Source organism: Sphingomonas sp. KR3-1, assembly GCF_040049295.1.
In the GTDB taxonomy this organism is placed as follows: domain Bacteria; phylum Pseudomonadota; class Alphaproteobacteria; order Sphingomonadales; family Sphingomonadaceae; genus Sphingomonas.
This window is the reverse complement of the sequence record NZ_JBDZDQ010000001.1, coordinates 967,954-992,102: the sequence shown is the minus strand read 5'-3', so window position 1 is coordinate 992,102 and position 24,149 is coordinate 967,954. Positions and strand designations below refer to the sequence as shown.

Below are 24,149 nucleotides of genomic sequence, written 5' to 3'. Positions count from 1 at the left end.
GAACCGACTACGCCTGTGTGGTTAAAGCCTCAAGACTCGTCGTGTAAGAAAATTACAAAAGTGACGAGAGGCTTTCGACACCAAACGGACGAGAAGCGATTTTTATGCGGCGGCCTTGCGAACGGCGCGCTCGGTGAGCGGGCTGTCCTCGACCTGGGCGACGATGTCGAGGCCCTGCTTGCCGGCGCGGGCGAGCAGCACAACGAACTCGCTGTTCGCCGGAATCTCGACCGAGAGATCGACATGACCGAGCGGCGGGCGGCTGCGTAGCTCCGCGGCGATCTGGGCGAACAGGTCGGGCTTGGGGGCGGGGCGGCGGAAAGCGCGCTCGGCCTTGACCACGCCCTTGATGCCGCCCTCGGCGCCGTCGAGAAACGCGTCGAGCCCGCCCTGCGGCACCTGGGCACGCTTGGCATAGCTGAGCACCGCGGCGAACTCGGTGACGCGGGTCTTGTCGTAGTCGGCGCCGAAGACGAGCTTCACCGCGGGCGTCATCGGCGCGCGGGCCTGGGCAGTGAGCCCGGCATCCTCGAGCAGCTCGGCATAGTCCGCGGCATTGCCATCGGCGGCGAGCGCGAAATCATAGGCGCGGGCAAGCGCACGATAGAGCGCCGAGCGGCTGCGCGTATCCGAGGCGCGCGCAGCGGCGGCCGATTCGCGGGCGAGCATCAGCTTGTCGGACAGGCTGGCATCGGCGGGGATGCGCGATTCGGCGGCAGCCACTTCGGGCTCGGCGACCGGGGCCGGCGCATCGAAGCCGGCGCTCGGGCCATCGGCCCAGACCGGGGCGGCGACCAGGCTGCGCGGCGCGGTGCGGCGGGCTTCCTCGACCTCGGCCTCGAGCTTGGCCTGGGTCTCGGCGTCGACCAGTTCCTTCCAGTTGATCACGCCGTAGATGAAGTCGATCGTGTCGCCTTCGGCATCGGCATCGGACGAGAAGGGCATCAGGATGCCGCGATAGAGGGTGTTGTGCCCGCGCGTGCTGACGAACTCGGCCTCGAAGCCGATCGGCGCGCGATTGGCGATGATCTGGAGATAATGGTCGGTCAGGCGCGAGAGCAGCGAGCGGCTGGGCACCTGCGCGACATGGGTGATCGAGTTGTCGAGCCCGGTTTCCTCGCGCAGCGCCTTGCCGAGGAAGCGAATCGCGGGATCGTCGACGCCCTTGGAGAAGTCGAGCAGCACGCTGTGCGCGCCGAAATCGATGATGTTGTCCGGATCGAGATCCTCGATCGCCGGATAGGCGCGGCCGTGGAGCAGCGACACCCAATGATTGTACGCACGCACGTGCATGCGGCGCTCGTCATTGCCGATGACGAGTGCGCGATCGTTGACGGCTTCGTCCGCCGCGCCCTCGGGCTGCGAGTCGAGCGGGTGGTTGATGCCGCGCGCCATGTCCATGCCAAATGCTCCACTCGGGGCAGGGTGCGCCCCCATATTTGTAGAACGTCTTGTGCCCGCCATGTGGTAAACGTCGCGTAAAGGCGGGGTTTTACGGAGGTTTTCACCGCAAGGCTTTCGCAACGCTTGTCAGCTAGGAATGATGCTGGTAAGCGCGCCGCTCCTTCGGGGCTCCACGCTCCGATTTGGCCGCCTTAGCTCAGCTGGTAGAGCATCGCATTCGTAATGCGGGGGTCACAGGTTCGAGTCCTGTAGGCGGCACCATCACCTTTCGGGCAATATCGCGCCAAGTCTCGCCGTTCAGGTTCAGAGCCGCAGCCTGGGCAGCGTTGTTAGCTGTGCTCGCATCCGGTCGATGATGTAGCGACTGATCAGAACCTGGCTGGCCAGTCGGCGGTCGTCCTCGGCGAGTTGCGCCAGGCTTTTTGCGACGGTCCGCAGCCCGATGCGCTCCGCCTGGGCGCAGATTTCTGCAAGGCGCTCGCTGCAGGAACGGCTGATAGCGCGGCAGCCTGTTTCGGAGATTCCCGTCAGCTCGGCCGCTGCTTTTGCCAGAAGCGAGATGCCGGCAGACTTGGCGTAGGGAACCGGAACGCTACGGGTGCGCCTCGAATAGGTTTGGAGGAAATCCGTGAAGCTGCGCTTCGGTGCACGCGATTCCTCGAAATCGAGCGACCGCATGCCATTCTCGTCGAAAAGCGCCACCGGTCGAAGTTCGAACGCGGTCCCGGCGATGGACGCTGCGGCAACAACGGCGCCGCCGAAGCCGGGGCGGAACATTGCAGATGCCAGGTGATCGAAATGCGCGGGGCGATCCGGGTCGTTGGCCAGCGACACGGCGATCCATTGTCCGCCGCGATCCTCTAGAGGCCAGTGCAGTTGCTGGGTAAGATCGTCGAACCAGGGCCTCCCGGTGCGCCTTGGCCAGAGGACGACCGGCTCCCGCGCGGCAGCAGGTGCCACCAGGCTCCCGACGAGCCGGGTTCGCAAGCGTTCGGCGAGCATATCCCAGCTATCGAATGCGCAGGCCCAGCCGGGGGATAGCGTGGTGGCGCCCGCTATTTCCGGCCGGCTTGCCGTGCCTGTCGAAAGACGGCCTCCGGGCGATGCCGCGACGCTATCGAACCGGAATTCCGCTCGCGACAGCCCGGCGAGCGTCTGCCCGCCCCAGATCGCTTCCGAGGCAAAGGCATTTCTGGAATCGAAGAACGGATCCTGGCCCGCACCACGCGCCAGCGATGCGGTGAACCAGCGGTCACATACAGGATCGTAGAAATAGGCAGTTGCGCCCCGTGCGCCGCCCTCCGCCCGCCAGGTCTCTCCTCCAGCGCCGTAGAGCTGGAGCGGTCCGACTTCCGCATAGGCCTGACGAACCAATCCGATCAGCCCGGCACGCCGCTCGGGATCGCTGGCAGCCAGAAGCGCGCGAACGAGCGCGTCCGCCGTGGCGATGGCGCCGAGGCAGGCATCGGGATCGAAGCGGAAATCTCGCATCCGGCGCGCGCGCAGCATGCGCGCAATGCCACGCAACATGGCGCCCAGGCGAGGCAACGAGTCAGCCCGCGAGGAGACAGACAGGGTGAACAGGCGCTCTTCCAGCGCTAGCGGGGCCAGGGCGAGGCCATTGCGGCCAGCATCGGCCAGTGCATCACGGACTTCGCCTAGGAAGAACTCGTCGATGCCTGCCGGTGCCTTTTCTGCTTCGGCCGTGGGTTCGTTTACCGCCACGCCGACAGCCTGGCGCACCAGGATCAGCGCGGCGGCATGCAATGCCTTGCGCCGCGCAGGCGGCGCTTTGGACACCATGCCCTCGATGCCGAGTCCGCGAAGGTACCGGACCTCGGTGTCTTCCCCGCGAAGCGTGATGACCAAGGTGGCTCCCGCATCGGAGACTTCGCCGCCATTCGCTGCGATCTCCTGCGCGGCTCGCCACGCCGCGCGACCGGCGAAGCGGATCATCGCTTCTTCGGCAAGCGCCGCGATTTCGGCAGTCAGGCTCGGCGCGGCGTCCTCTGCCGGTGCTTCTTCCTGCTGTTGGAGCAGAAGCACCGCGGCGATCCGGTGGCGGCAAATACCGGGAGCTGGGCAGGTGCAACTCGCTTTTGCAGGACCGCGCGCGTCGATGCGGACCGTTTCTCCGTCCGCGGAGACGATGGCGGTCTCACCTTCCCAGCCGCTGACCGATGCCTTTCCTTCTTCGACATCGCGCGCGGCCCTGCGAACAATGCCCTTGTTGGCCAGCGCAGCGAGCGCGGCTTCGTCGAATGCCATCAGGGTCGCCGCGAGGGTCATTCTATGATGCCCGCGATCCATTCGGCGAAACGGTCCGGCGTCAGCGCGGCGATCTGCATCCCTGCATTGGCGAGAAGCTGGGCCGTCGCGCGGTCGTAGTCGGGTGCCGCCTGGTCATCCAGCGCAGCCAGACCGATGAGAGTCACGCGCGCCGACGCCATCCGCCGCACCGCCGCGACCATCGGCGCGACCGGGCCGCCCTCGCAGAAATCGCTCAGCAGCACGAAGATGGTCCGACTCGGTTGCTTGATCTGCTGTTCGCAATATTGGACGGCGCGGCCGATATCGGTGCCCCCGCCGAGTTGGACCGACATCAGCACCGAAACCGGATCGGCGACTTCGCTGGTCAAATCCACCACCGATGTGTCGAACACGACGAGCCGCACGTCGACTGACGGCAAGGCGGAAAGGATCGCGGCCATCACGGCGGCGTAGATCACCGATCCCAGCATCGACCCCGATTGATCGACGCACAGGATGATCGTCCAGGGGAGCTGGCGTCGCGAACGCCCGGTGAAGCGGAGACGGTCGGCGATGATCCGCTTGCGTTCGGGATCATAGCTTTTGAGATTGTCGCGGATCGTGGCGCGCCAGTCGAAATCCTGGAGCCGCTTGGTCTGGCTGCGGCGGAAGCGATTGCGGCGGCCGGAAAAGGCGCGGTCGATCGATGGCTTGAGCCGCCGGATCGTGTCCTCGACCACCTTGCGCGCGACTTCGCGGATCTTGTCCTGCACCGCCGGGCTTGCCCGTCCCTTGAAGGCGACCAATGCCTTCAGCAGATCGCGATTGGGTTCGAGCGAATCCAGCGTCCTGGGATCGCTGAGAAGTTCGGTCAGGCCGAGCCGGTCGACCGCGTGGCTCTGGAGCATTTCGAGCACCGAGCGTGGGAACAGCTCGCGCACCTCGCCGATCCAGTCGAGGGCGGAAAGGCGGCTAGGGTCAAGGCTGCCGAACGCAGGTTTGTCTTGTCTCAGGCCGCGCTGCGCAAGCTCGCGCGCATAGAGATAGTCGAGCGCACGATCCATGCGCCGTTCGGCCCCGTCCAGTGCCGGACCGTCGAGCGCCGGATCGGCATAGCGCCCCAGCACCATCCGCCAGCGCTTGAGCTGCGGCGCATCGCCGCTCACAGCAAGCCGTCCGCTTCGAGCATTTCGCGGACATGCGCATCGGCGCGCAGATTGGCTGCTACCTCCGTTTCAGGCAGATCGTGGTACACGATCATCGCAGCCGCATCGATGCCATGCCGCTCCGCCACCGCATACGCCAGCCGATCAATCTCGCGCGGATCGAGCGCGGCGAACGCCATGCGCAGGTGCGGGAGCAATTCGACAAAGCCGCCATCGTCGAGTGCCGACAGGACCTCATCCGCTGTTTCGATGAGTTCGGGCACACGCCACAGCAATTCGCGCGAGATTGCGATCACGCCGCGTAACCAGGCAATCCGGCGCGCCGTCTCAGGATAAGCGCCCCGCAACTCGCCCGAGAGCCGTGCAGCGAATTCCGCATCGTCTATCCTGCCCGCAAGCAACGCCAGCGCCGCGACCGCGCCCGCAAGCGCCGGATCGAGTTCGGTGTCGAGCAACGCGGCAATCGCCTCGTCGAACAGGACCGGATCGAGCGCGCGCAGGGACTCGTCGGCAAGCCCGGTCGCCTCGTACAACAACACCAGCGCATCGAGCGTCGCCGCGACACGGTCCTCTCCAGCGTTGGCGAGGTCGGGCAGAAGGTAGAGCGCACGCCGCCACGTCGTGCCGATCAGGCTCTCGATCTCCGCGCCATTCTCGAGGCCCAGCGCAGCGCGCCCCCGCCACAATCCGATCAGATCGCGCAGCGCCCCGGCGACCGAAGCGAGGTCGGCGTCTCGCACGATATCGGCTTCGATCACGGGCAGCACGCGCTCCGCATATCCGGCTATTCCGGCCTTGCAGGCCGCCGCGAACAGATCGATGGCGGCGCTGGCGTTGCCGCCCATTCCCCGCGCTTCGAGCGCGGCGAGGCGGCGGTTGAGCTCGGCGGCAAGCGCTTCCTCGATCGTATCGCCATCCGCCGCGCGTTCGATCAGCCGCGCTTCGAACAGCGGTGACCACATGACCGACCAATGCTCGATCAACCGATCGAGATCGACGCCCGAACGGAAATCGGGCCCGCCGGTGCGCTTCGCGAAATTCGTGTCGAGGAACACAGTTGCGTGTAGAAAGCGGCTTGCGTCGCGGTGGCGAGGCTTACGGTAGATATCGAGTTCGCGATTGCGCCGCTCGCCATCGTCGATGCGGAAACCGAGCGCGCGTGCCCGTTGCCTGACCGCCTCGACCAGCGGCGGCGAGCCCGCGGACGCTGGGACGTCGCCGATCGCCGATCCGGTGAGGAAAGCCACCAGTTCGGCGATGACCGGACTGGCGTCGCCGCCTTCCTCGCCCTTCAGGAAGGTCGAGCGGCAGGCGTCTATCAGGTCATCGCGCAAGGGCCCTGGCCGTTCGCGAAGCTCCGCAAGCCGATGCGCATTCTCCAGCGTCGCGACCAGGATCGGCACCGCCGTCGAGGCGCCGGGCAGCGCGGTGCGCAGATGCGCGGCGAAATCGGTGATCAACCGGTGCGCGAGCTTTTCGAAAGGAGCAGCTTCTCCTGCCGTCACGGTCCGCCACAAGCCTTCGTAATAGGCCGGAAGCGGAAGGCCGGCCCCATAGCCGGTCAGCGCGTTGAGCTGCCGATAGCCATAGCGGATCAAATAGGGCGGCCGCTCCGCCTTGCCGCGTGGAGGAGCCGCGACATGCTCCAGTGTGGGTAGTGCGTCGGCCAGTGCCGGCGCGTGAAAGCCGCCGACCACCGCCAGTATCGGCCCCCTTATTTCGCGTCGCATCTGGGCGAGATGCGCAACCATATGCGCCTCGCGGGCGAGCGAGCCGTCCGCCTCCATCGTCGCCCTGGCAGTGCTTTCGCGCATATGGCTGCAATAGCGCCCGACATTGCCGAAGAACCGGCGCCAGTCCGCCTCTCCGATCCTCGCTTCGAACAGCTGGTCCCAGACCTCGTTGCCATCGCGGCACCCCAGGCGGTCCGCCAATGCCCGCACATAATCGCTGCTGTCGAAAGCCTGCTCGTCGAGCGCGAGCGGCTTGGCGGGATCGAACGGATCCCAATCATCGTCGCGCATTGCCTTGTCGGTCGCCGGCAGGTCGATGAAGCGGACGGGCACGCCGCGTGCCGCGCCTTCCTGGAGTGCGACATATTCAGGACTATGCGCACAGAAGGGGAAATAGCTCGCGCTGCGAACAGGCCCTTCGAGGATCGATACGATCGCGACCGGGGGGCGCGTCTCCGCATGCGTCAGCAACGGGATCAGCGGGTTATAATCGTCCGGCCCCTCGATCAAGATGGCGGCCGGGCCGATCTGCGCGATCATGGCGTTCAGATGCCAGGCGCAGGCCGGGCTATGGTGCCGGATCGGCGCGATGTGGATGTCGCGCTCCGGGTCTGACAGCAGGATTGCCGCATCCTCGGGCATATGGAGTTCGGGGCGAAGCTCAGGTCAGGCGCAGCGCGCGCGCCGCCTGATAGAAGTCCCGCCACGGTCCGCTTCGCGCCGAACGCTCCTTCACGACGTGATCGAGATAGGCCTTGAAGCGCTTGCCGTCCTCGGGCTCGTCCTTGATGACCACGCCCTGAATCTGCCGCGCCAGATGTGCGCCGGTGAGCTTGCCATTGTCGAGGAACGCCGCCTCCAGCGCCGCTGCATGAAGCACATTCACTGCCTCCGCGGTCGACATCACCGCTTCGGGCCGGGTCAGGCTAGCGCCTTCCTTCGTGCGGCCGGTGCGCAGGTCCTGGAAGGTCTGGACCAGGATATCGGCGACATCGGCGCCCACATCGGCTTTCACACCGGCCGGGCCGAGCCGCTCGCCCAATTGCTTGAGCACCAGTTCGAGTTCATGCGCCGGGTCAGCAATCGGATGAACCGTCTCGAAATTGAGCCGCCGTTTGAGCGCGCTCGACATCTCGTGCACGCCGCGATCCCGCAAATTGGCGGTGCCGATGACGTTGAATCCGGGAGTGGCGCGCACGGCCTGCTCGGCACCCAGCTCGGGAACGGCGAGCGCCTTTTCCGACAGGATCGAGATCAGCGCGTCCTGAACCTCGGGCGGGCATCGCGTAATCTCCTCGAACCGCACGATCTTGCCCGTGCGCATCGCCGTCAGCACGGGCGAGGGGACGAGCGCCTTCTCGCTCGGCCCCTCGGCCAGCAGCAGCGCGTAATTCCAGCCGTAGCGCAGATGATCCTCGGTCGTGCCGGCAGACCCCTGCACGACCAGCGCGGAATCGTTGCTGATCGCGGCCGCCAGCAATTCCGAGAGCATCGATTTTGCCGTGCCGGGTTCTCCGACCAGCATCAGCCCTTGATTGCTCATCAAGCTGACGATCGCGCGATCGACCAATGGATCGTCGCCATAGAATTTGCGAACGACGCCAAGCCTCGGTTCGCCGAGAATGAACCGCCGCACCGCCCGGGCCGACAAGGTCCAGCCGCGGGGGCGCGGCGAATCATCGGCTTCCGCCAGCTTCGCCAGTTCGTCGGCATAGCGTTCCTCCGCCGGCGCGCGCAGTGCGGTTTCGGTTACCATCCCGCCTTCTTCTCCCAAGCCGGATCAAAGCCGGTTCCGGCGGCGGCGATACGATGCCATGCCTTCCAGCTTTCGGCGAGAAGCACGGGTGGAACTTCCTTCAGTGGCACGCCATTCCCGTGCCATCCCCCGCGCCGCAGCTTCGCGAAACGCAATTGCTGGAGCGCGGCGGGGATATTCTCCTCCGGCAACGGACTGCCAGTGAATTCGATTTGCGCGACGATCTTTGCGGATTCATAGCGGCGCTCATAGGTCATGAAGACCCCGCCATCCTCAGCCGCGCCGCGCACAAAGCCCGCCTTGTTCGCTATGCCGCGCAATTTGAAGGTCTCGATCATCCAGCCGAGGCGATCGTCGATCGAGGTCTTGTCGCCATCCCCCTCGACAAGCTTGGGCAGGTCCTCGTCGAACTGGGCGAACGGAGAGGTGACTTCGTAGTCGGAGAGATGCGTGCGCCATGCCGCCGCCTCGCTCGCGGTGACCAGGCTCGAATGCGCGAGCTGCACCTGCTTCATGGAGTCGGTTGCGATTTCGCTATCGTTCACATCGCTCAGCGTGCCGTCATCGAGGGGGCGAAACAGCGCGCATGGCTCTCCGTCACTATCGGTCCCGATCCAGACCAGCCGACGCACCAACCGCCCAACGATCGGGTGACGCAGCAAATACCGCTCCCAATCGTCGACCGACCAGCATCGTTCAAGGCACATCGCCTCGTATAGCCGCTCCGTTTGCGCGCCAACGGCCTGTTTGAGCTCCTTGCGCGCAGTCGCTACCTGCTTCTTCGCGTCTGCGATCAGCGGTTTTTCTTCTTCGTTGCGTGGGCTGGGCAGCGTCTTGGCGGGTTGCCCGGACGGGTTGAGCAGCACGAGCGCATCCTGTGCGTCGAGCACCAGCTGAAACGTTCGACCCTCGCCGCAATCCAGCTCGCACGCGCCTCGCTCGTCGAGCCCGGCCGTCGGGATGGTGCGGTCTGCCAGTTCCTCCGGCGTCCACCCCCTCCGCTCGGCGATGCGTTCGATCAGCGCCGCGGCATGCTCCTGCACCGTCCGAGCCTTGAAACGGTTCGCGGTGGAAAGCACGACCTGGATTGCCGCTGGCGCCGAACTTGCGGCCAGAACTTCGAGCAGCGCCTTGTCCTGCGAGATGCGGGCGCCATGATCCTTCAGGAAGGCCCGCACCGCCGCGGCCGCATCCGCGCCCTCGGCCTGGGTGGCCAGCGCGAGCACGCCCTTGCTGTCATTCGCGCTGCCGAAATACTCACCCATCTTGGTGCGCTTCAGCATCGCGAACAGCTTGTCGCGGTCCGTCACATAATATTCCGCATAGCGCGGATTTTGCCGCACCGCCCGCTGGTTCTGGCTCAGGACCGATGCCACGTTGGCGGCGGCATAGGCATTGCCCTCATCCTCAGTGGGCCGGCGAGTGTCGTGCTCGATCCAGCTTCGCAGCACGAAAAGGCCCAGGCGGCGCGCATCCTCCTTCACCAGCCGGTCCAGCCAGAGATCGAGCAGCGCATTGCTCCCGGGCTGTTTCAGCTTGTGCGCCAGGACCACCCACCACCGTACAATCTTTGGATCGACGGCTTTCCCATCCTGCCAATGCAAGCGCGGCAACAAATCGAAGGGAAACCACTCGAGGCCTTTGGTCGAAGCCTTGGCGAGCCCGGCTTCGGCATCCTTTAGCAGCCCCTTGGGATCGAAGCAGTCGGAAACGTCGTCACCCAGCCGTTGCAGCGCAGTGATGATTGCCGCGCGCGCGATCTCGCTCCTTTCCTTTTTCAGCGCTTTGCGCAGCGCCGGGATGCCGGAGGTCGTGCCTCGCGCAGCAAGCCAATCGGCGGCGCTCGCACGAGCTTCCTGCTTGCCGTCGTCGAGCAGATCGATGATCGCGACATCAATGTCCGGCGCGCCGCTAAGCAGGTTGCGCGCCTGCAATCGCAACGTCTTCTGCGATCCCGTGGCGATCGTCATCAGAGGGATCATATAGCGGTGCGGCACCTTGGGCAGCGTCTCCAGCAGATCGAGCGCATTCGCGGCGTGCAATCCCGGCTGATGCTTCTGCGGCGCAAGGCCCAGCGCCTCGTCGATCCCGTCAAACGCTTCCGCAACCTGAGGCCACAACAATTCCCGGTCGACGTTCGCGAGGGAGGCCTGCCACGCGAGTTGCAGATATTCGACCGCGGGCGGGTTGCCGCCCATCTCCACCCACAAATCCGCCGCGACCTGGAAATCCGCGCTGGTCTTGATTCGCCGTTGCAGTTCCTGCGCGCCGGCGTGTCCGAAGCCGCCCCCGAGGATCGCGAGAAAATTCCAATGCGCATCGTGGCGAATGATCGCAATCAAATGCCGCAAGCTCAGTTCGGGGCTCGCGTAAAATGCGGCGACGCCGCTTACGTCCCATTTCACATATTGGTTCGCCCACTGGAGGCCACGCATTCCCTGGTTCCAGTTCTGCCGGCTCGTGGGCTTGGCGCGGCCTTCCGCAACATCGCGAAACGCCGCGAGATCCGCGTCCGAAATCAGTTGGTGCGTCCGGCTCCAATGATGCTTTTCGCCCTTGTTCGCTTCCTGTAACGCGCGCAGGTTTGCATTATAGCTTTCGACGGACGGGCGAAGCAGATCATACACCTCGGTGGGCAGGCGCTTCGGTTCCGGCAGGGGGTGCCGCGCTGGCAAGGCAATGGTGGACCCGTCAAGCGCGACATATCCGCGCTCCCACGGCCCGACCGCCGGCTTCGGACCTTTGCCAAGTGCGACGTTGCCCAATGCACGGCTGAGAGCATCTTTCGGGCGCTTCTCCGCTTCCGCTTCATTCCAGCCTTTGAGCAATGCGGCGGAATCACTGCCCAAGGCACCAAGGGCGAAGGCTATGAGTTCGACCCGGACGCCGGGATTCGACTTCGAATATCTGTCGTCGAGCGCAGCAATCAGCGTGTCCCGCGGTGCCGCCGTCAGCGCCTTCATCGCCGCCGCTCTCACCGTTTTGGCAACGGAGGTTCCGTATTCGACCAGCAGATCGAGATAGCGGGCAGCCAAATCGAAACGACCGATCGCATGTGCCAGTTCGACGCGGCCTGCGGCATCGAGGTTCGACTGATGCTCGGTCACCAGCGCGACCTGCGAGCCAAGCCAATCAGCGACACCACCAAACATCTCGGTGCTGTGCGCCGTGCCGTAAGATACGCCAGGGCCGGGATGGAAAAGTATGTCCAAAACGGCGGAGGGATCGGCACCTCCGACCGTTGCCAGAGAAGCGAGGCGGCTCACGGAGCAGAGCGTCTTGGTGCGATTGTTGCCAGCATCCCTCGAGATCGCGTGACGAAACCAGTCCGGCGCGTTCTTGGTGCCGAACGTTCCCCAATGCCCGCCCTGCGGCAGTGGGTCGAGCGCTGCCATCGCCTGACCGAAGCGCATCAAGACTTCGAGATCCGCACCTCCGTCGGCAAGCATATGCAACACGGGGGATGGGCCGCCGACATATCTGCCCGCCCTGCTTTTCCATGCCGACATGACCGCCGAAGTCCCGAGCGTGGACAGGACCGAACCGCCATCGCCAGTCCCAACGAACGTCACGGTCTTGCGCATCAGACCTGGACTTGCTCGATCAAGCGCCGAAAAATGCTTCTCCAGCCGAGCATCGCCGAATCCGGCCAGTGGCCCAGCGCCGAAAATTACACCGAACAAGCGCCGCATCAGCCATCCCCCCTGCTCTCGACTATAATCGACGGCCAGAACTGAGGGCTAGCACTAGGTGGATTTCCGCTTGATAGGCAATCCGCTCCACGCCTTCGTGGCGTCGCCCGCTTCATGTGCCGGCCGGGAAGATGCCCTTCGCCGGAATCGATCTCGTCCACGCGGAGCAGGTCTAGGAACCTGTCATCCCTGGGTGACAACCGAAATGGCCGCGCACCTAACCGGCAGCAGACATCTTTGGTGCCCCCGCCCCGGGGCGTCCATTCGCAATCGGCGCCGGACAGCAAGCGCTGCTCGGCGTCGCTGGGAGTGAGCCTGAAGTCTTCCATTCGACGGAGATCGTCTCGCAGGCTGCTGCCCCGGCTTGATCAAAACGTACGGGCCTTTTGACGCGGGACGGGAGGGGCGCTTCATGTGCTCGAAGGGAGCTGCTTCGCCACCGAGCGCGATCATCGTCGAACCCATCCGACCTCCTGCCGGTGATGGCGTCGAGCGATCGCCACGACAGCTCATTCTCGCCGCGATCGCCGATGGATCAAGCGCGTAGCTCGCCATTTTGCCAAGCGCGACGAATTGATCGGCAAATTGTCCTTGGTGCTGTTGACAGCACATAGCGACCCCCGTAGAGGCGCTCGCCTACCCCGTGCCCAGATGGCGGAATTGGTAGACGCACCAGCTTCAGGTGCTGGCGCTCGCAAGGGCGTGGAGGTTCGAGTCCTCTTCTGGGCACCAGATACCTGTCTCGGGGTATCCCAGACCATCGAAAAACGGCAGAAATCTGCCACTTTTTCGATGGTTCTGTCTAAAACGATCCGAGCAGGTTCCAGTCAATACTAGGGCCATATGGGCCATGATCGGGGCAAAAAATGGCCCCGATAAAATGATGGCCCACTGGGCCATTTCGACTGGGAATCATGGTCGCCATCCGAACGGAACCGATTGTATCGGGAGTTAGGCTGATGGCTTTGAAAGACCTGCAGATCCGCGCCCTCAAGGCGATCGACCGCATCTACAAAAAAGCTGACGAAGGTGGCCTCTACATCGAGGTGCATCCCAGCGGCTCGAAGCTGTGGCGCGTGAAGTACATCCATCTCGGCAAGGACAAGCGGCTAGCGCTCGGGCGCTACCCCGAGGTCGGCCTGGCAGAGGCCCGCCAGAAGCGGGACGAAGTGAAGCAGAAACTCCGAGACGGGATCGACCCCTTGCTCGAACGCAAACGCGCGAAGCTTCTGGCGGTGTATAACGCCGCCAATACCTTCGGCGAGGTCGCGCTGGAGTATATCGCAAAGACTGTAGCCGAAGGGCGGGCCGACACGACGACGGCTAAGGCGCATTGGTTGCTGGAACAGCTTGCGCCACTCACCGGGCATCCGATCGCCGACCTCAAACCGATCGATGTGCTGGCAGCCCTCAAACGCATTGAAGCCAAGGGCAAGTACGAGACCGCGCGGCGATGCCGATCGTTTGCCGGGCGCGTATTCCGGTACGGTGTGGCCACCGCGCGCGCGGAGACCGATCCGACCGCATTCCTTCGGGGAGCGCTGATCACACCGAAGACCACGCATCACGCCGCAATCATCGATCCGAAGGCGGTGGGCGAATTGCTGCGTTCGATCGATACCTACTCGGGCCAGGCCATTTCCCGGCTGGCAGCGCAAATATCTCCGCATGTGATGGCTCGACCAGGCGAGCTTCGAAACGCTGTCTGGTCAGAATTCGACCTCGACAATGCGGTCTGGCGGATACCAGCCGAGCGCATGAAAATGCGAAGGCCGCACGCCGTTCCGCTTTCCCTGGAGGTTCTGGCGTATCTGGCCGAGCTTTATCCCCTGACTGGTCCGGATGGCTATGTCTTTCCGGCGTTTCACACTTCACGTCGGCCGCTCAGCGAGAACACGGTCAATCAGGTTTTCCGCCGCCTCGGTTATGCGGTTGGCGAAGTCACCGCGCATGGTCTTCGGACCACCGCATCAACGCTATTGAACGAAAGCGGGAAGTGGAGCCCCGACGCGATTGAGCGTTCGCTAGCCCATGCGGACAAGGATGCCGTTCGCGGCACCTATAATCGCGGCGCCTATTGGGAGGAGCGCGTCGCCATGCACCAGTGGTGGAGCGACTATCTGGAGAAGCTTCGCGACGAAGTGCCGTGAGGTCCTCCTGTTGCCGCTTCCCTCCACATTCATCTGACTGGGCGCGCCATCAGCTTCACGAAGCGAGATAGCCCTTGACACATGTACCATATTTGGTACAAAGAGATCGCGTGACCGGATGGTTGCGTGCACGGTTCCGGATGGAACCAATGTAACTGCCTCGGATGAGGCAAAAGCTCGCCCTGGATGGGGCATGTAAAGGAAGCAGATATGGATAAAGCACGGATTAATAAGGGAAATATGAGAGATGTTTCAGGTTCTGTTCTATCAGACGGCCGCTGGTAAAGAGGTCGTTCTAGATGTCATCCGCGACCTTCCGGATGCTGACAAGAAGAAGGTAGGCGAAGATCTGAAAGTCGTGCAGATCGGCTATCCACTCGGGATGCCACTGTGCCGCTCACTTGGGTCGGGACTGGCGGAAGTACGAAGCTCACTGCCCTCCAAGCGCGAGATTCGATTGATCTTCATGTTCGACAGCGAGCAGCAGAGCTTGGTGGTGCTTCACGCCTTCATCAAGAAGACTCAGAAGACACCCAAAATTGAATTGGATGTAGCTCGCAGCCGCAAGGCCGAGTTCATCATGAAAGGAGGCTAAGACATGCCACACCAGGAAGGGACTCGCTCGCTTGCGGGCTTGACGTCCCTTGATACGTTCCTCGACGAAGAGGGCATCCGTGAAGAGGTAACTGATCGCGCTGTGAAGCGCATCATTGCCATGCAGCTGCGCGCTGCCATGAAGGAATGCAATTTGTCTCAGACCGCGATGGCGGAGCTCATGGACACGAGCCGCGCGCAGTTGGCGCGCATTCTTGATCCAAGAGAGTTTAACGTCTCGCTCGATACCCTTAATCGTGCTGCTAAGGCCGTTGGCCGGCAGCTGCGGGTGGAGTTGTCCTAAGGCCGGCGGCCATACAGCTTGGACAGAAAGACCGCACTTACACCTTGCGGTCTCTAAATATGGAGCGCCCTGTCACAGGGGCGTAGGATCGGGCAGCGCCAACAGTGGCCACGTCGTAAGGACGAAAATACTGGAGATCGGGTACCGACCGACATGATATGAAAGGGGCGTCGGGCAACCAGCGCCCTTTTTCTTTTTCCGGAGAATCGCGGCCTTGCCGCCTCTCGTGTTCCTTAACTGAACCGCAGTCGATCAAGCCGCCTTCACTGCTTGAAACAATGCTCTCGATGCCATGCGAGAAAATGGGGATGGGGTCGCTCCGCCGCGCGAACGGGCGCGAGGGCATAGCCGCTCTTATTGATCACACCGCGGATGCTGTCAGGATCATTGGCTTGGCGTGAGACCAGGATCTCAAGATCGTCCGCAAGGCTCAGCAGCCCGCGGTCGAACATCCAATGCGCCGTTCCCGAGAGCGCCAATCCATTGCTGACAATATCGGGGCCGTTCGCCTCGACTGGCCGGATATGCGCGGCCTCGACCTCGGCTCGACCACCGCCATTGATCAGCTTGAGGCCAGTGATGGCGCAGCGCTGATCATAGGCGCGCAGCACAATTCGGCGGAATACCCGATCCCGCACTAGGCGTGATGTGAGCGCGGGAACGCGTATGCGCTCTTGCTCAAAGACGAAGGGGGTGGGTTCTTCGCGCAGGCTTACGCTTTCCGGGGCAAGTCCGATTCGAGGCAGCAATGGTGCGTCGTCGTTGAGGCCGATCGCAACAATGCGATTGAAGTCGGCAGCCGACAAGGGCCGGACCGCCGACTGGGCGCGGCCGGAAATACGGCCCTGCTCGTTCAACACGCCGGTTTCGATCGGCCCTTCCGGGCCGGCGAACGGCACCGGATTGGCGAAATCGAGATAGGAGCCCGGTTCAATCAGCGCGAGATACATGCCGGGCGCCGAGGGGTCGGGGATGATCCGCTCCACCTTGGCCACCGCAAAATAGCCGCGCGTGGCCTGCACCTTGCGCGGCTCATAATAGATGATCCAATCGCCCTCGGTTGGCTGCGCTCTGCCAAGATATTGCGCGGGAAACTGATATCGCTCGGCGGGGCTGTCGTCGTAAATCGAGTCCGATCGATGGATGAATACGCCGAAGGCCATCCGCACAGGATAGACGCTCCGCCGAGCGACACCAGTCACTGCGTCTGCGGCATGATATTTGGAGTCAGCCGGGATCGGGCCTGCCGTCAGCCGCCCGATTGTTCGCGTCGTAGCCGCTCGATCATCGCGTGCAGGCTGTCTACGGGAATGAGGGTGGAGCGGCCGAGCTTGATCGTCTCGATGTCGCCGGACTGCATCAGCTCATAGATTCGCGAGCGGCCGATCCCGAGCATGGTCACGGCATCGGCGATGCGCACCGTGATCGGCGCAATTGTCGGGCGCCTGTGGGATTCCGGATGGTCAGGGTAGGTGTCTGCACCGCCATAGGGTTGGTGCGGGCGGGGTGATGTCATGGTTATTTCCAAGCCTCCTTTGATTGGCGTTGGTCATGACGACAGGAGGCGGAGTCCTCCCCCGGTAGAATACCCATCCGGACGTGAAGGCATTCTACCGGAGGAGATTGCGCTTATTGCCCGGACTGGACGTCGTAGAAGATCGGATTGCGCATCCACGCGTTGACGGCGGATTCGCGCCAGCCCGCGCAGCGCGTGCTGATCTTGAGGTTCTTGGGGAAGGTGCCGCTGTCCATCTTCCGGTACAGGGTCGACCGGCTAAGGCCGGTTCGATCAAGTACGGCGTTGAGCCGGAGGATGCGATCGGGGGTGTTGGTCTCCATTGGTATCACCTTGCTTGAAGTGCGTGTCGGTGAGGCGCCTCAAGGCAAGGTTGGGCCTTGTGCGTGTTGGAGAGAAGCGCGCGCATCGTAGCGTTGGGGCGCTTTGTGGAACTTTGGCGGTTCGCATGGAAACCTCGGGGCGTCTCACGCTGTGCGTGATTGCGCTCTACGTCGCTGCGCGCCGCCGAGCCACTTCGCGTCTCGGCCCATTCGGGTTGCGATCGCTGACGCGAGTGCCGGCCAGACCGGCGAAATAGAACGCGGCTTCGGAGGAGCGTGCGCTGGCGGACTTCTGCGAAGCCGCCAGGGTCCGCGGCATTATTATATAGCCGCGTACCACACTCAATCCGGTCGGAGGGCACGGCGACGGCTGGCCCCCAGGTCCGCGCGCACGCCACCGCGCCGGCCGTCCGGATTCGAGAGTGCGTCTTTGCTGGCGCCTTCGGCTCGGGCGCTTTGCGCTGAGATCTGCGGACGGCGCTGCGCGCCGGCGTTGCCTGCCGGCCGCGGCCAAGGGGGGTGGGCGTCGCTACCCTCTAGTCCCGCCGCGCCGGGCTGCAACCCGAGGCAAGCCTCGGGTGCGGCACTGCGTTGGCCCCTGCGGGTGCAGCCCGCCGCTCAAGCGGGACTGCCGGTCCGCTCCTTGCCGCCCACCCCCCTTTTCCGGGGCCGGTGCGGTGTTTGAAGAGGAGTAGGACAGATGGAACTCAAGCATATCGACACCGCCAAGCTCTGCATTTCCACCGCCAATATGCGGGCCAAGGGCAAGCCGGACCTGTCGCACATCCTGCCGTCGATCCGGGCGCGGGGCGTACTGGTGCCGCTGATCGTGCGGCCTTCCGAGAGCGCAGATCAGTTCGAGATCGTGGCGGGGAAGCGGCGCTTTCATGCGGCGCTGACCGTGGCGGCGGAGAGCGGAGAAGCCGAGCCGCTGCCCTGCGCGATCATGGCGCCGGGCGACGATGCGGCGGCGCTGGAAGCCTCGCTGATCGAGAACGTCGCGCGGCTGGACCCCGACGAAGTGACCCTGTGGGAAAGTTTCACGCGGCTGGTTCGCGAGGGGCGCTCGCCGGAGGATATCGCACTCACCTTCGGACTGACCGAGTTGCAGGTGAAGCGCACTTTGGCCTTGGGCAACCTGCTCCCGCGCATCCGGGGGCTGCACCGCAAAGGCGATATCGACGCGGTCACGGTGCGGCATCTGACCCTTGTCTCCAAGGCCCGGCAGCGCGACTGGCTGGCGCTGCTTGACGAACCCGGCGCGCATTGCCCGACCGGGCACCAGCTCAAGGCATGGCTGTTCGGCGGTGCATCCGTGCCGGTCAGTTCGGCACCATTCGACGTTGCCAACTATGCTGGCGAAGTGGTGTCGGACCTGTTCGGCGAGGAGCGCTATTTCGCGGACACTGCCTGCTTCTGGGCGGCGCAGACGCCTGCCATCGAGGCCAAGGCCGAGAGCTATCGCGAGGCCGGATGGCGCGACGTGGTCGTGCTTCCGACCGGCGAGACGTTTCATAGCTGGGAGCATGAGCGGTGCCCCAAGCGTAAGGGTGGCAAGGTGTTCCTCGCGGTCAGCGCGCGCGGCGAAGTCACCGTCCATGAGGGCTATATCTCGATCAAGGAAGCGCAGAAGCGCGCCAAAGGCGAGGTCAGCCAGGACGACAAGCCGGTACGGCCTGAGGTCAGCGCGCCTATCCAGAACTATGTCGATCTGCACCGGCATGCCGCCGTGCGTGCCGATCTGGCCGATCATCCCTCGCTCGCGCTGCGGGTGATGGTCGCGCATGTCATTGTCGGTTCGCCGCTGTGGAATGTCCGTATCGAGGTGCAGAAAGCGGCGAGCGATGCCATCGCGGAGAGCGTTGAAAGCTGCGCGTCCGAGGCGCGTTTCGACGAGAAGCGGCGGGCGGTTCTCGCGCTGCTCGGCTTCGATCCCGAGACCCTGACCGTGACGCGCGGCTATGACGGCGAGCAGGGGCTGGCGGGCCTGCTGACCCGGTTGCTCGACCTTCCCGACCCCGCGCTGTTCGATATTCTCGCCATCGTCATGGCCGAGACGCTGGAGGCTGGGAGCGTGCTGGTCGAGGTGCTGAGGCCGCTGCTCGGCACCGATATGGCCAAGATCTGGCAGACCGACGACGCGCTGCTCGACCTGATCCGCGACCGGGAAGTGCTCGGCCATGTGCTGGCCGATGTGGCGGGCGCCAACGTTGCCGCCGCCAACGAAGCCGCGACCGGCAAGGTGAAGCGGGGCATCATCCGCGACTGTCTGACCGGCGAGAATGGCCGGGGCAAGGTCGAGGACTGGGTTCCGAAATGGATGGCCTTTCCGCCTGCCGCCTACACCGCGCGCGGTGGTGTCGGCACCGTAAGCCGGGCCGCTAAGGTCGCTGATCTCGATGCGTCCATCGCCCCGCAAGTCGAGCCACAGCCCTTCCAACAGGCCGCGTGAGCGCATGTCCGGCGGCCACCGCGCCGCCGGACTTCCTCAAATCCGGAGGACATCATGACCGATGATCCTGACCCCGTGACCATGCGCCGGATCGAACGGGCAGTGCGTAAACTACCCCGGTTGCGGCGCGAAATCTTCCTCGCCGCCCGGCTCGATGACATGACCTATGCTGAGATCGCAGAGCGTACCGGGCTGGCGGTGCGCGACGTCGAGCAGCATCTGGCAAAGGCTCTAGCGAGCATCGACCGCCGCTTGAGCAGACCGCCGAGGCGCTGGTGGCGGGGTCGTTGAACTTCTCTCGCCGGGCTCCCGCCCGGCGAGTTTTGCGCTTCGCGCAACGCCGGTTAGGAGTGGTTTCATGAAGACCGAGTTGGATCATCTCCCCGAACGGCAACAGCGCGAGATGGCGCGCGTCCGCGACATTCTGCTCGAGGAGTTCGACAAGGCCATCGCGACCGCGACCAAGCCGCACAAGCGCGACGGCAAGGTCTATAAGATCATCCTGTTCGGCAGCTATGCGCGCAGCGATTGGGTCGATGAGCCGGAGAATGGCTATCAGTCCGATTTCGATTTGCTAATCGTCGTCAGCCATGAAGACCTCACCGACATCGCCGATTATTGGTACGTCGCCGAGGACCGGATCGCCCGCGACGCCACCATCGCGCGGCCGGTCAACATCATCGTCCATTCGCTCGACGAGGTGAATCAGGCACTCCGACGCGGAGAGTATTTCTGGACCGACATCGCCCGCGATGGCGTCGCGATCTACGAGCTGCCCTGCCATCCACTCGCGACGCCGATGCCCCTCAGCGCGTCAGATGCGTATCGGATGGCGCAGGAATACTTCGATCAATGGTTGCACTCGCTAGACGTGTGGATCGAGCGAGCGCGCATTTCCGCGACCAAAGCAGAAGATGCCGAGTGGAGAAAAGCGGCAGCGTTTGACCTTCATCAGTCCGCCGAGCGAGCATATACTGCCTCCTGCTCGTGCGGACTTTGTACTTCCCGCGCTCGCATAACATCAAATTCCTACGCTCGTTGGCAGAGGACAAGGAACCCCGGTTGGTCGAGGCGTGGCCTCGCGATACCAAGGCAGATCGAGCCCGATTTGAACGTCTGAAGCGCGCCTATGTCGAGGCGCGTTACTCGGCGAGCTACGCGATCACCGCTGAGGACTTGCAGGCCCTTGCCGCGTCGATCGTCCGCCTTCGCGACATTGTCGCGGCGCTTTGCGAGGAACGATTGGCGGAATTGCGAGCTGCCGCCGGCGAGTAAATTCCAGCCGGCAATAGGCCGTCGCGTCTTTTCAGAACGCAACGCTATTGGTGGTCGATCATGCTCTGCGCGGCGTCCAGACGCGCAGGCATGGTCCGCCAATTAAGCGGCACGGCTACCGATATGGCTCGCACGCTAGGCCGTCACCATCGCCATCCATACCTTCACGATAGCCAGGTTCGCCACGGCGTATTGGTGCCACGCCTGCCGCCCGCGCTTCGTCGCATCCCGCATAGAAGACCGTTGCCTCCCTCGCTTTCAGTGCCTCCGGAGATAGTGTCAATTGGGTCCAAAGTGACTCAAGATCGGGTTCGAGAATCCATGTCGCGGCGCCCGTAATCAGCGAGAGCGAGACCAGCGTTCGTAGGAAACTGCCACCGCTTTCCCGACGCCGCGGAGCGTGGCGCCGCCGCCCAGGCGTGCGTCTGACCGATGGGCTGCGCTGCATCGTGGCAGGGTCGCATCGTCTGCTTGCGAACCCGTTGATGATTGCACCATTTCGGACTGATCGCGGTCGGGAAGGCAGTATTTGAGGGGGTGCGGCGTAAGGCAAGATAAAGCTACGGCACCGGTGGCGCCGCAAGTGTTTGTCTGCACATCGTTTTTCGGCAAGAAAATTGGCACTGCCTCTTCGTCGACAGTGCCGCTCCTCCCGGAATCGGCGGAAAACTGCGGGTTTTGTTGGCACCAACCCGGTGACCTGCAATTTTCTGTAGACGGCCGATGAAGCGGCTAGCGACAGCTACGCGCTCAGGTTGCAGCCATTTGGTGGTCACCGCATCGTTCTCAAAAGCGGCCGAATTTCCATCCCGAAGGCGCTACGAACCATCGCGACCAACGGCAGCGCGCATGGCAACCGACATCGTCCGATCAAGTCCGGCGGCGATGTCGAAGGGCGTCTCCTCAACTACTATGTCGGGAACGATCCCGGCATCGGGCTGCGCGCCGGGCGGAAAATAGCCGATCAACGGAATATCGACCTCGATGCCCGATGCCGGCAGCCGCAGGAACAGGAAGGCACCGCCATTGATACCGCGACGATTTCCACCGGTCGTCTGCCCTATAAGCCTCGCGAGCCGTCCCGATTTGACGACCTGGGCGAAGCCAAAGGTCGCCGAGCTGTTGCTCGCATCCGTCAGCACGACCACCTTACCACCAAATCGCTTTCCCGCCGGACGAATGGTCATTCCTCCGTTTGCATCATCGTCGCTTGTCGCCAGATCGTAGAATCCGTCGCCCCGCGGCCCCGTGGCGCGTCCGCCCCAGTCGTAGAATTGCTTGTTCCAGGTATCGACATGCGGCCTGATATCATCGGGTACGCGGCGGGCCCGCACCCGTCGCGCATTCACCACGGGCGCGATCTCGCGTTCGATGAGCCGCGCAAGAATCGGATTGCCGCAATCGAGCCCGCCTTCGTTGCCGCGCAAGTCGATGATCAAGCCGCGGGTGCCATCGGTCGCAATTTCGTCGAGCCGCGCTTCGAGCCAGGCGCGCCAATCCCAGCTTCCGTTGTAGACACTCCAGGATGGCATGGTCAGGCATGCGATGCCGTCCGGCTTGCGATCGAGCGACCAGAGCGCAGCATCCTTGGGTTTCGTGTCGATGGGCGGTACTGCCGCAAGCCGCTCCGCAGGCGTCATGAGAGCCAGGTCGATACGACGCGGAGGCCGACCCGGCCTCGTGGCGAAAACCGCGATCTTGCCGCGTGACACCAACTGCGGCCACAGCATCGGCATGTAGATGTCGAAGGCCTGGAAGCGATCGATGCCTTCGACGGCCAAAATCCGTCTACGCTTGGCGTCGTTATGACCGTCGGCCCGCGCGAACGGCATCAGGCTCGACAATAGCCGCTTTGCTTCTATCCGTTCGATCGAATGGATTTCCGTGCCTGGCTCCAGTCCCGCGCCGGATAAGTCACGGGTCACGATCATCCGCTCGCCGATCCAGCGGAAAAGGAACGGCAGACGGCTGCGTCCGTCGAACAGCGCCGCAGTGATTGCGTCTGTCTGATTGTAGAAATTAGGATAACTATGGCCGCAGCGCACAGCGGCGGTGATCCGCGCGAAGGCGAGATAGGTATCGCTCAGGCTGCGCGGAGCCGACAGGCTATTGTGTAGCGCAGCGAAGCGCGCGTCCATTTGCGCCGGGCTGTTGTATCGATACAGCCCTGGATGCAGCGCGCCATAAGCACGTGCGAGAAGCGCGGCATCTTCGCCGAGATTGGCGACTTGCGTGGATGCAAGCGCGGAAGGGCTGGCTATTGCAGCGGCACCGACGGCGGCGCCGGCTGCTTGGAGAAACGACCGGCGCGAGGTGTTGGAGTGCATGTCTTTGCGTCCCTGGTGATATCCAAGCCCAAGTCCACCTATTGGACGACGCGCTCGCCTCAGATTCCGAAGCGCAAGAAGCTATTTCGGATTTGAGGCGTGTGCCCGTCGATATGCCGACGGCGACAATCCAAAGCGCGCGCGAAAACTGCGGTTGAAGCTTGCTTTGGACCCGAACCCCGCGTCGAGGGCGAGGCGAAGCAGATCGATTTCGCTTCCCGAGCGTAGCGTTGCCGCGACATCGTCGCAGCGAAGCCCCGCGATGAATGTCGAGAAACTCACCCCAAGGCCTTCGTTGAGCGCGCGCGACAGGTATGCGGTATTGGTGCCGAGCATCCGTGCCAGCGCAGCGAGTGAGAGTTCCGGATCGCGCTGCCAGTTGGCATCGCGAACCTGCGACGCCCATGCCGCTCCTTGCGCTCTCCAGTCACGGGAGGGGGCTGGGGGCTCGTCATTCGAGGGGACCGGAATTGGGGCGAGCCGCAAATCGGCGTGCCGCCACCCTTCGATCGCGAGATAGCAACCGATCGCGGCGATCGCGAGATAGCGCCCAATGACGCCGAAATAGTCGAGCGGTGCGATGAAAGCATTCCACGCGGCGTACGCCAAAGAGATCGCCAGCAGGAGCAGCAATGCCACAACCGCACGGCTCAACCAGCGTGCACTCAGCCGGTCGTCATCGCTGCGCTGCTGTGCCAGTGCGATGCGATAAAGGCGCAGAATCCGCAGGCTGGCGATGCTATAGCCCGCCAGGCTTGCGATCAGCGCAAGCATCAGTATGGGCGCCAGCACGGGCGTGGCAATGGCGTCCCAATGGTTCTTGACGGACAGGGGCAGCGGGAAAATCACTGCCTGATAGCCGAATTGCGCCAGCGCGGGCACGAGGTGCAACGCGAGCCGCGGCGGCGTCGCCGCGAACGCGAGGCTATAGGCATAGCTATAGAGCAGCGGCCCGATCGCGAGCGGAACCGCGAAAGGTGCAAATGACAGCCAGGGAAAGCGATCGTAGAAGCCGGCAAAGCCGATCGCGAAAGGCAGGATAACGCCAACCAGGACGATCAGCAGGCACGAGAGGATGCGGTTCGCAGTTCGGTTCGCGAGCGGCTGCCACAGCGCCGCAGCCAAGACCAGCATCTCGATACTGGCGAACAGCAATAGCGCCGTGCGCCATCCAAATGTCAGCAATGCCATCGGCTATGCTTAGCGC

Annotated in this window: 18 protein-coding genes and 2 tRNA genes; 8 read left to right on the top strand and 12 right to left on the bottom strand. The window is 63.7% G+C overall.

What is annotated here, in order from left to right; translation table 11 throughout:
- Positions 1-102 precede the first annotated feature (102 nt).
- Positions 103-1,395, bottom strand: coding sequence for a hypothetical protein (locus ABLE38_RS04940; protein ID WP_348974450.1), 1,293 nt, complete (start codon positions 1,393-1,395; stop codon positions 103-105).
- A 194-nt stretch (positions 1,396-1,589) separates the two neighbouring features.
- Here ABLE38_RS04940 and ABLE38_RS04935 point away from each other — a divergent pair.
- A tRNA-Thr gene (locus ABLE38_RS04935) sits at positions 1,590-1,665 on the top strand.
- Positions 1,666-1,707: 42 nt separating this feature from the next.
- On the opposite strand, the gene ABLE38_RS04930 is transcribed toward ABLE38_RS04935, so the two are convergent.
- From ABLE38_RS04930 to ABLE38_RS04910, 5 genes are all read right to left on the bottom strand, one after another.
- Positions 1,708-3,672 carry an SWIM zinc finger family protein gene (locus ABLE38_RS04930; protein WP_348973042.1) on the bottom strand — a complete coding sequence of 655 codons (1,965 nt, stop codon included), beginning with the start codon at positions 3,670-3,672 and terminating at the stop codon, positions 1,708-1,710.
- Positions 3,673-3,689: 17 nt separating this feature from the next.
- Entirely contained in the window at positions 3,690-4,820 is a 1,131-nt protein-coding gene (locus ABLE38_RS04925; RefSeq protein ID WP_348973041.1) for a VWA domain-containing protein, read from the bottom strand.
- Positions 4,817-7,195 carry a DUF5682 family protein gene (locus ABLE38_RS04920; protein ID WP_348973040.1) on the bottom strand — a complete coding sequence of 793 codons (2,379 nt, stop codon included), beginning with the start codon at positions 7,193-7,195 and terminating at the stop codon, positions 4,817-4,819. The genes ABLE38_RS04925 and ABLE38_RS04920 overlap by 4 nt, the downstream gene beginning before the upstream one ends.
- A 19-nt stretch (positions 7,196-7,214) precedes the next feature.
- Positions 7,215-8,204 (bottom strand): AAA family ATPase, encoded by a 990-nt coding sequence (locus ABLE38_RS04915; RefSeq protein WP_348973039.1) that lies wholly within the window; start codon positions 8,202-8,204, stop codon positions 7,215-7,217.
- Between the two features lie 98 nt (positions 8,205-8,302).
- Positions 8,303-12,001, bottom strand: coding sequence for a DUF4132 domain-containing protein (locus tag ABLE38_RS04910; RefSeq protein WP_348973038.1), 3,699 nt, complete (start codon positions 11,999-12,001; stop codon positions 8,303-8,305).
- 645 nt (positions 12,002-12,646) lie between these two features.
- Between ABLE38_RS04910 and ABLE38_RS04905 the strand changes: the two genes are divergently transcribed.
- The 4 genes from ABLE38_RS04905 to ABLE38_RS04890 all read left to right on the top strand — a co-directional run bounded on the left by ABLE38_RS04905 (position 12,647) and on the right by ABLE38_RS04890 (position 15,049).
- Positions 12,647-12,733: transfer RNA gene (locus ABLE38_RS04905), tRNA-Leu, on the top strand.
- A 227-nt stretch (positions 12,734-12,960) separates the two neighbouring features.
- Positions 12,961-14,151 (top strand): integrase arm-type DNA-binding domain-containing protein, encoded by a 1,191-nt coding sequence (locus tag ABLE38_RS04900; RefSeq protein WP_348973037.1) that lies wholly within the window; start codon positions 12,961-12,963, stop codon positions 14,149-14,151.
- Positions 14,152-14,398: 247 nt separating this feature from the next.
- Complete coding sequence (locus tag ABLE38_RS04895; RefSeq protein WP_348973036.1) at positions 14,399-14,746, top strand: type II toxin-antitoxin system RelE/ParE family toxin; 348 nt, start codon at positions 14,399-14,401, stop codon at positions 14,744-14,746.
- Between the two features lie 3 nt (positions 14,747-14,749).
- Positions 14,750-15,049, top strand: a complete 300-nt coding sequence (locus tag ABLE38_RS04890) for a helix-turn-helix domain-containing protein (RefSeq protein ID WP_348973035.1) — start codon at positions 14,750-14,752, stop codon at positions 15,047-15,049.
- Positions 15,050-15,312: 263 nt separating this feature from the next.
- Here the strand turns inward: ABLE38_RS04890 and ABLE38_RS04885 are convergent, their stop codons facing one another.
- From ABLE38_RS04885 to ABLE38_RS04875, 3 genes are all read right to left on the bottom strand, one after another.
- A complete protein-coding gene (locus ABLE38_RS04885) occupies positions 15,313-16,212 on the bottom strand; it encodes an HNH endonuclease (protein ID WP_348973034.1) in 900 nt (299 codons plus the stop codon).
- Between the two features lie 86 nt (positions 16,213-16,298).
- Entirely contained in the window at positions 16,299-16,565 is a 267-nt protein-coding gene (locus ABLE38_RS04880; RefSeq protein WP_348973033.1) for a helix-turn-helix domain-containing protein, read from the bottom strand.
- 113 nt (positions 16,566-16,678) lie between these two features.
- The gene (locus ABLE38_RS04875; protein ID WP_348973032.1) at positions 16,679-16,888 is read right to left on the bottom strand and encodes an AlpA family phage regulatory protein; all 210 of its coding nucleotides are present in this window, start codon (positions 16,886-16,888) and stop codon (positions 16,679-16,681) included.
- Between the two features lie 700 nt (positions 16,889-17,588).
- Here ABLE38_RS04875 and ABLE38_RS04870 point away from each other — a divergent pair.
- The 3 genes from ABLE38_RS04870 to ABLE38_RS04860 all read left to right on the top strand — a co-directional run bounded on the left by ABLE38_RS04870 (position 17,589) and on the right by ABLE38_RS04860 (position 20,460).
- The gene (locus ABLE38_RS04870) at positions 17,589-19,340 is read left to right on the top strand and encodes a ParB N-terminal domain-containing protein (protein ID WP_348973031.1); all 1,752 of its coding nucleotides are present in this window, start codon (positions 17,589-17,591) and stop codon (positions 19,338-19,340) included.
- A 54-nt stretch (positions 19,341-19,394) separates the two neighbouring features.
- Complete coding sequence (locus tag ABLE38_RS04865) at positions 19,395-19,631, top strand: sigma factor-like helix-turn-helix DNA-binding protein (protein ID WP_348973030.1); 237 nt, start codon at positions 19,395-19,397, stop codon at positions 19,629-19,631.
- Positions 19,632-19,698: 67 nt separating this feature from the next.
- On the top strand, positions 19,699-20,460 hold the full coding sequence (locus ABLE38_RS04860) for a nucleotidyltransferase domain-containing protein (RefSeq protein WP_348973029.1): 762 nt from the start codon (positions 19,699-19,701) through the stop codon (positions 20,458-20,460).
- 270 nt (positions 20,461-20,730) lie between these two features.
- Here the strand turns inward: ABLE38_RS04860 and ABLE38_RS04855 are convergent, their stop codons facing one another.
- From ABLE38_RS04855 to ABLE38_RS04845, 3 genes are all read right to left on the bottom strand, one after another.
- On the bottom strand, positions 20,731-21,063 hold the full coding sequence (locus ABLE38_RS04855) for an excalibur calcium-binding domain-containing protein (RefSeq protein ID WP_348973028.1): 333 nt from the start codon (positions 21,061-21,063) through the stop codon (positions 20,731-20,733).
- Between the two features lie 370 nt (positions 21,064-21,433).
- Positions 21,434-22,942 (bottom strand): S41 family peptidase, encoded by a 1,509-nt coding sequence (locus ABLE38_RS04850; RefSeq protein ID WP_348973027.1) that lies wholly within the window; start codon positions 22,940-22,942, stop codon positions 21,434-21,436.
- A gap of 81 nt (positions 22,943-23,023) precedes the next feature.
- A complete protein-coding gene (locus ABLE38_RS04845; protein ID WP_348973026.1) occupies positions 23,024-24,133 on the bottom strand; it encodes a helix-turn-helix domain-containing protein in 1,110 nt (369 codons plus the stop codon).
- Between the last annotated feature and the right edge of the window lie 16 nt (positions 24,134-24,149).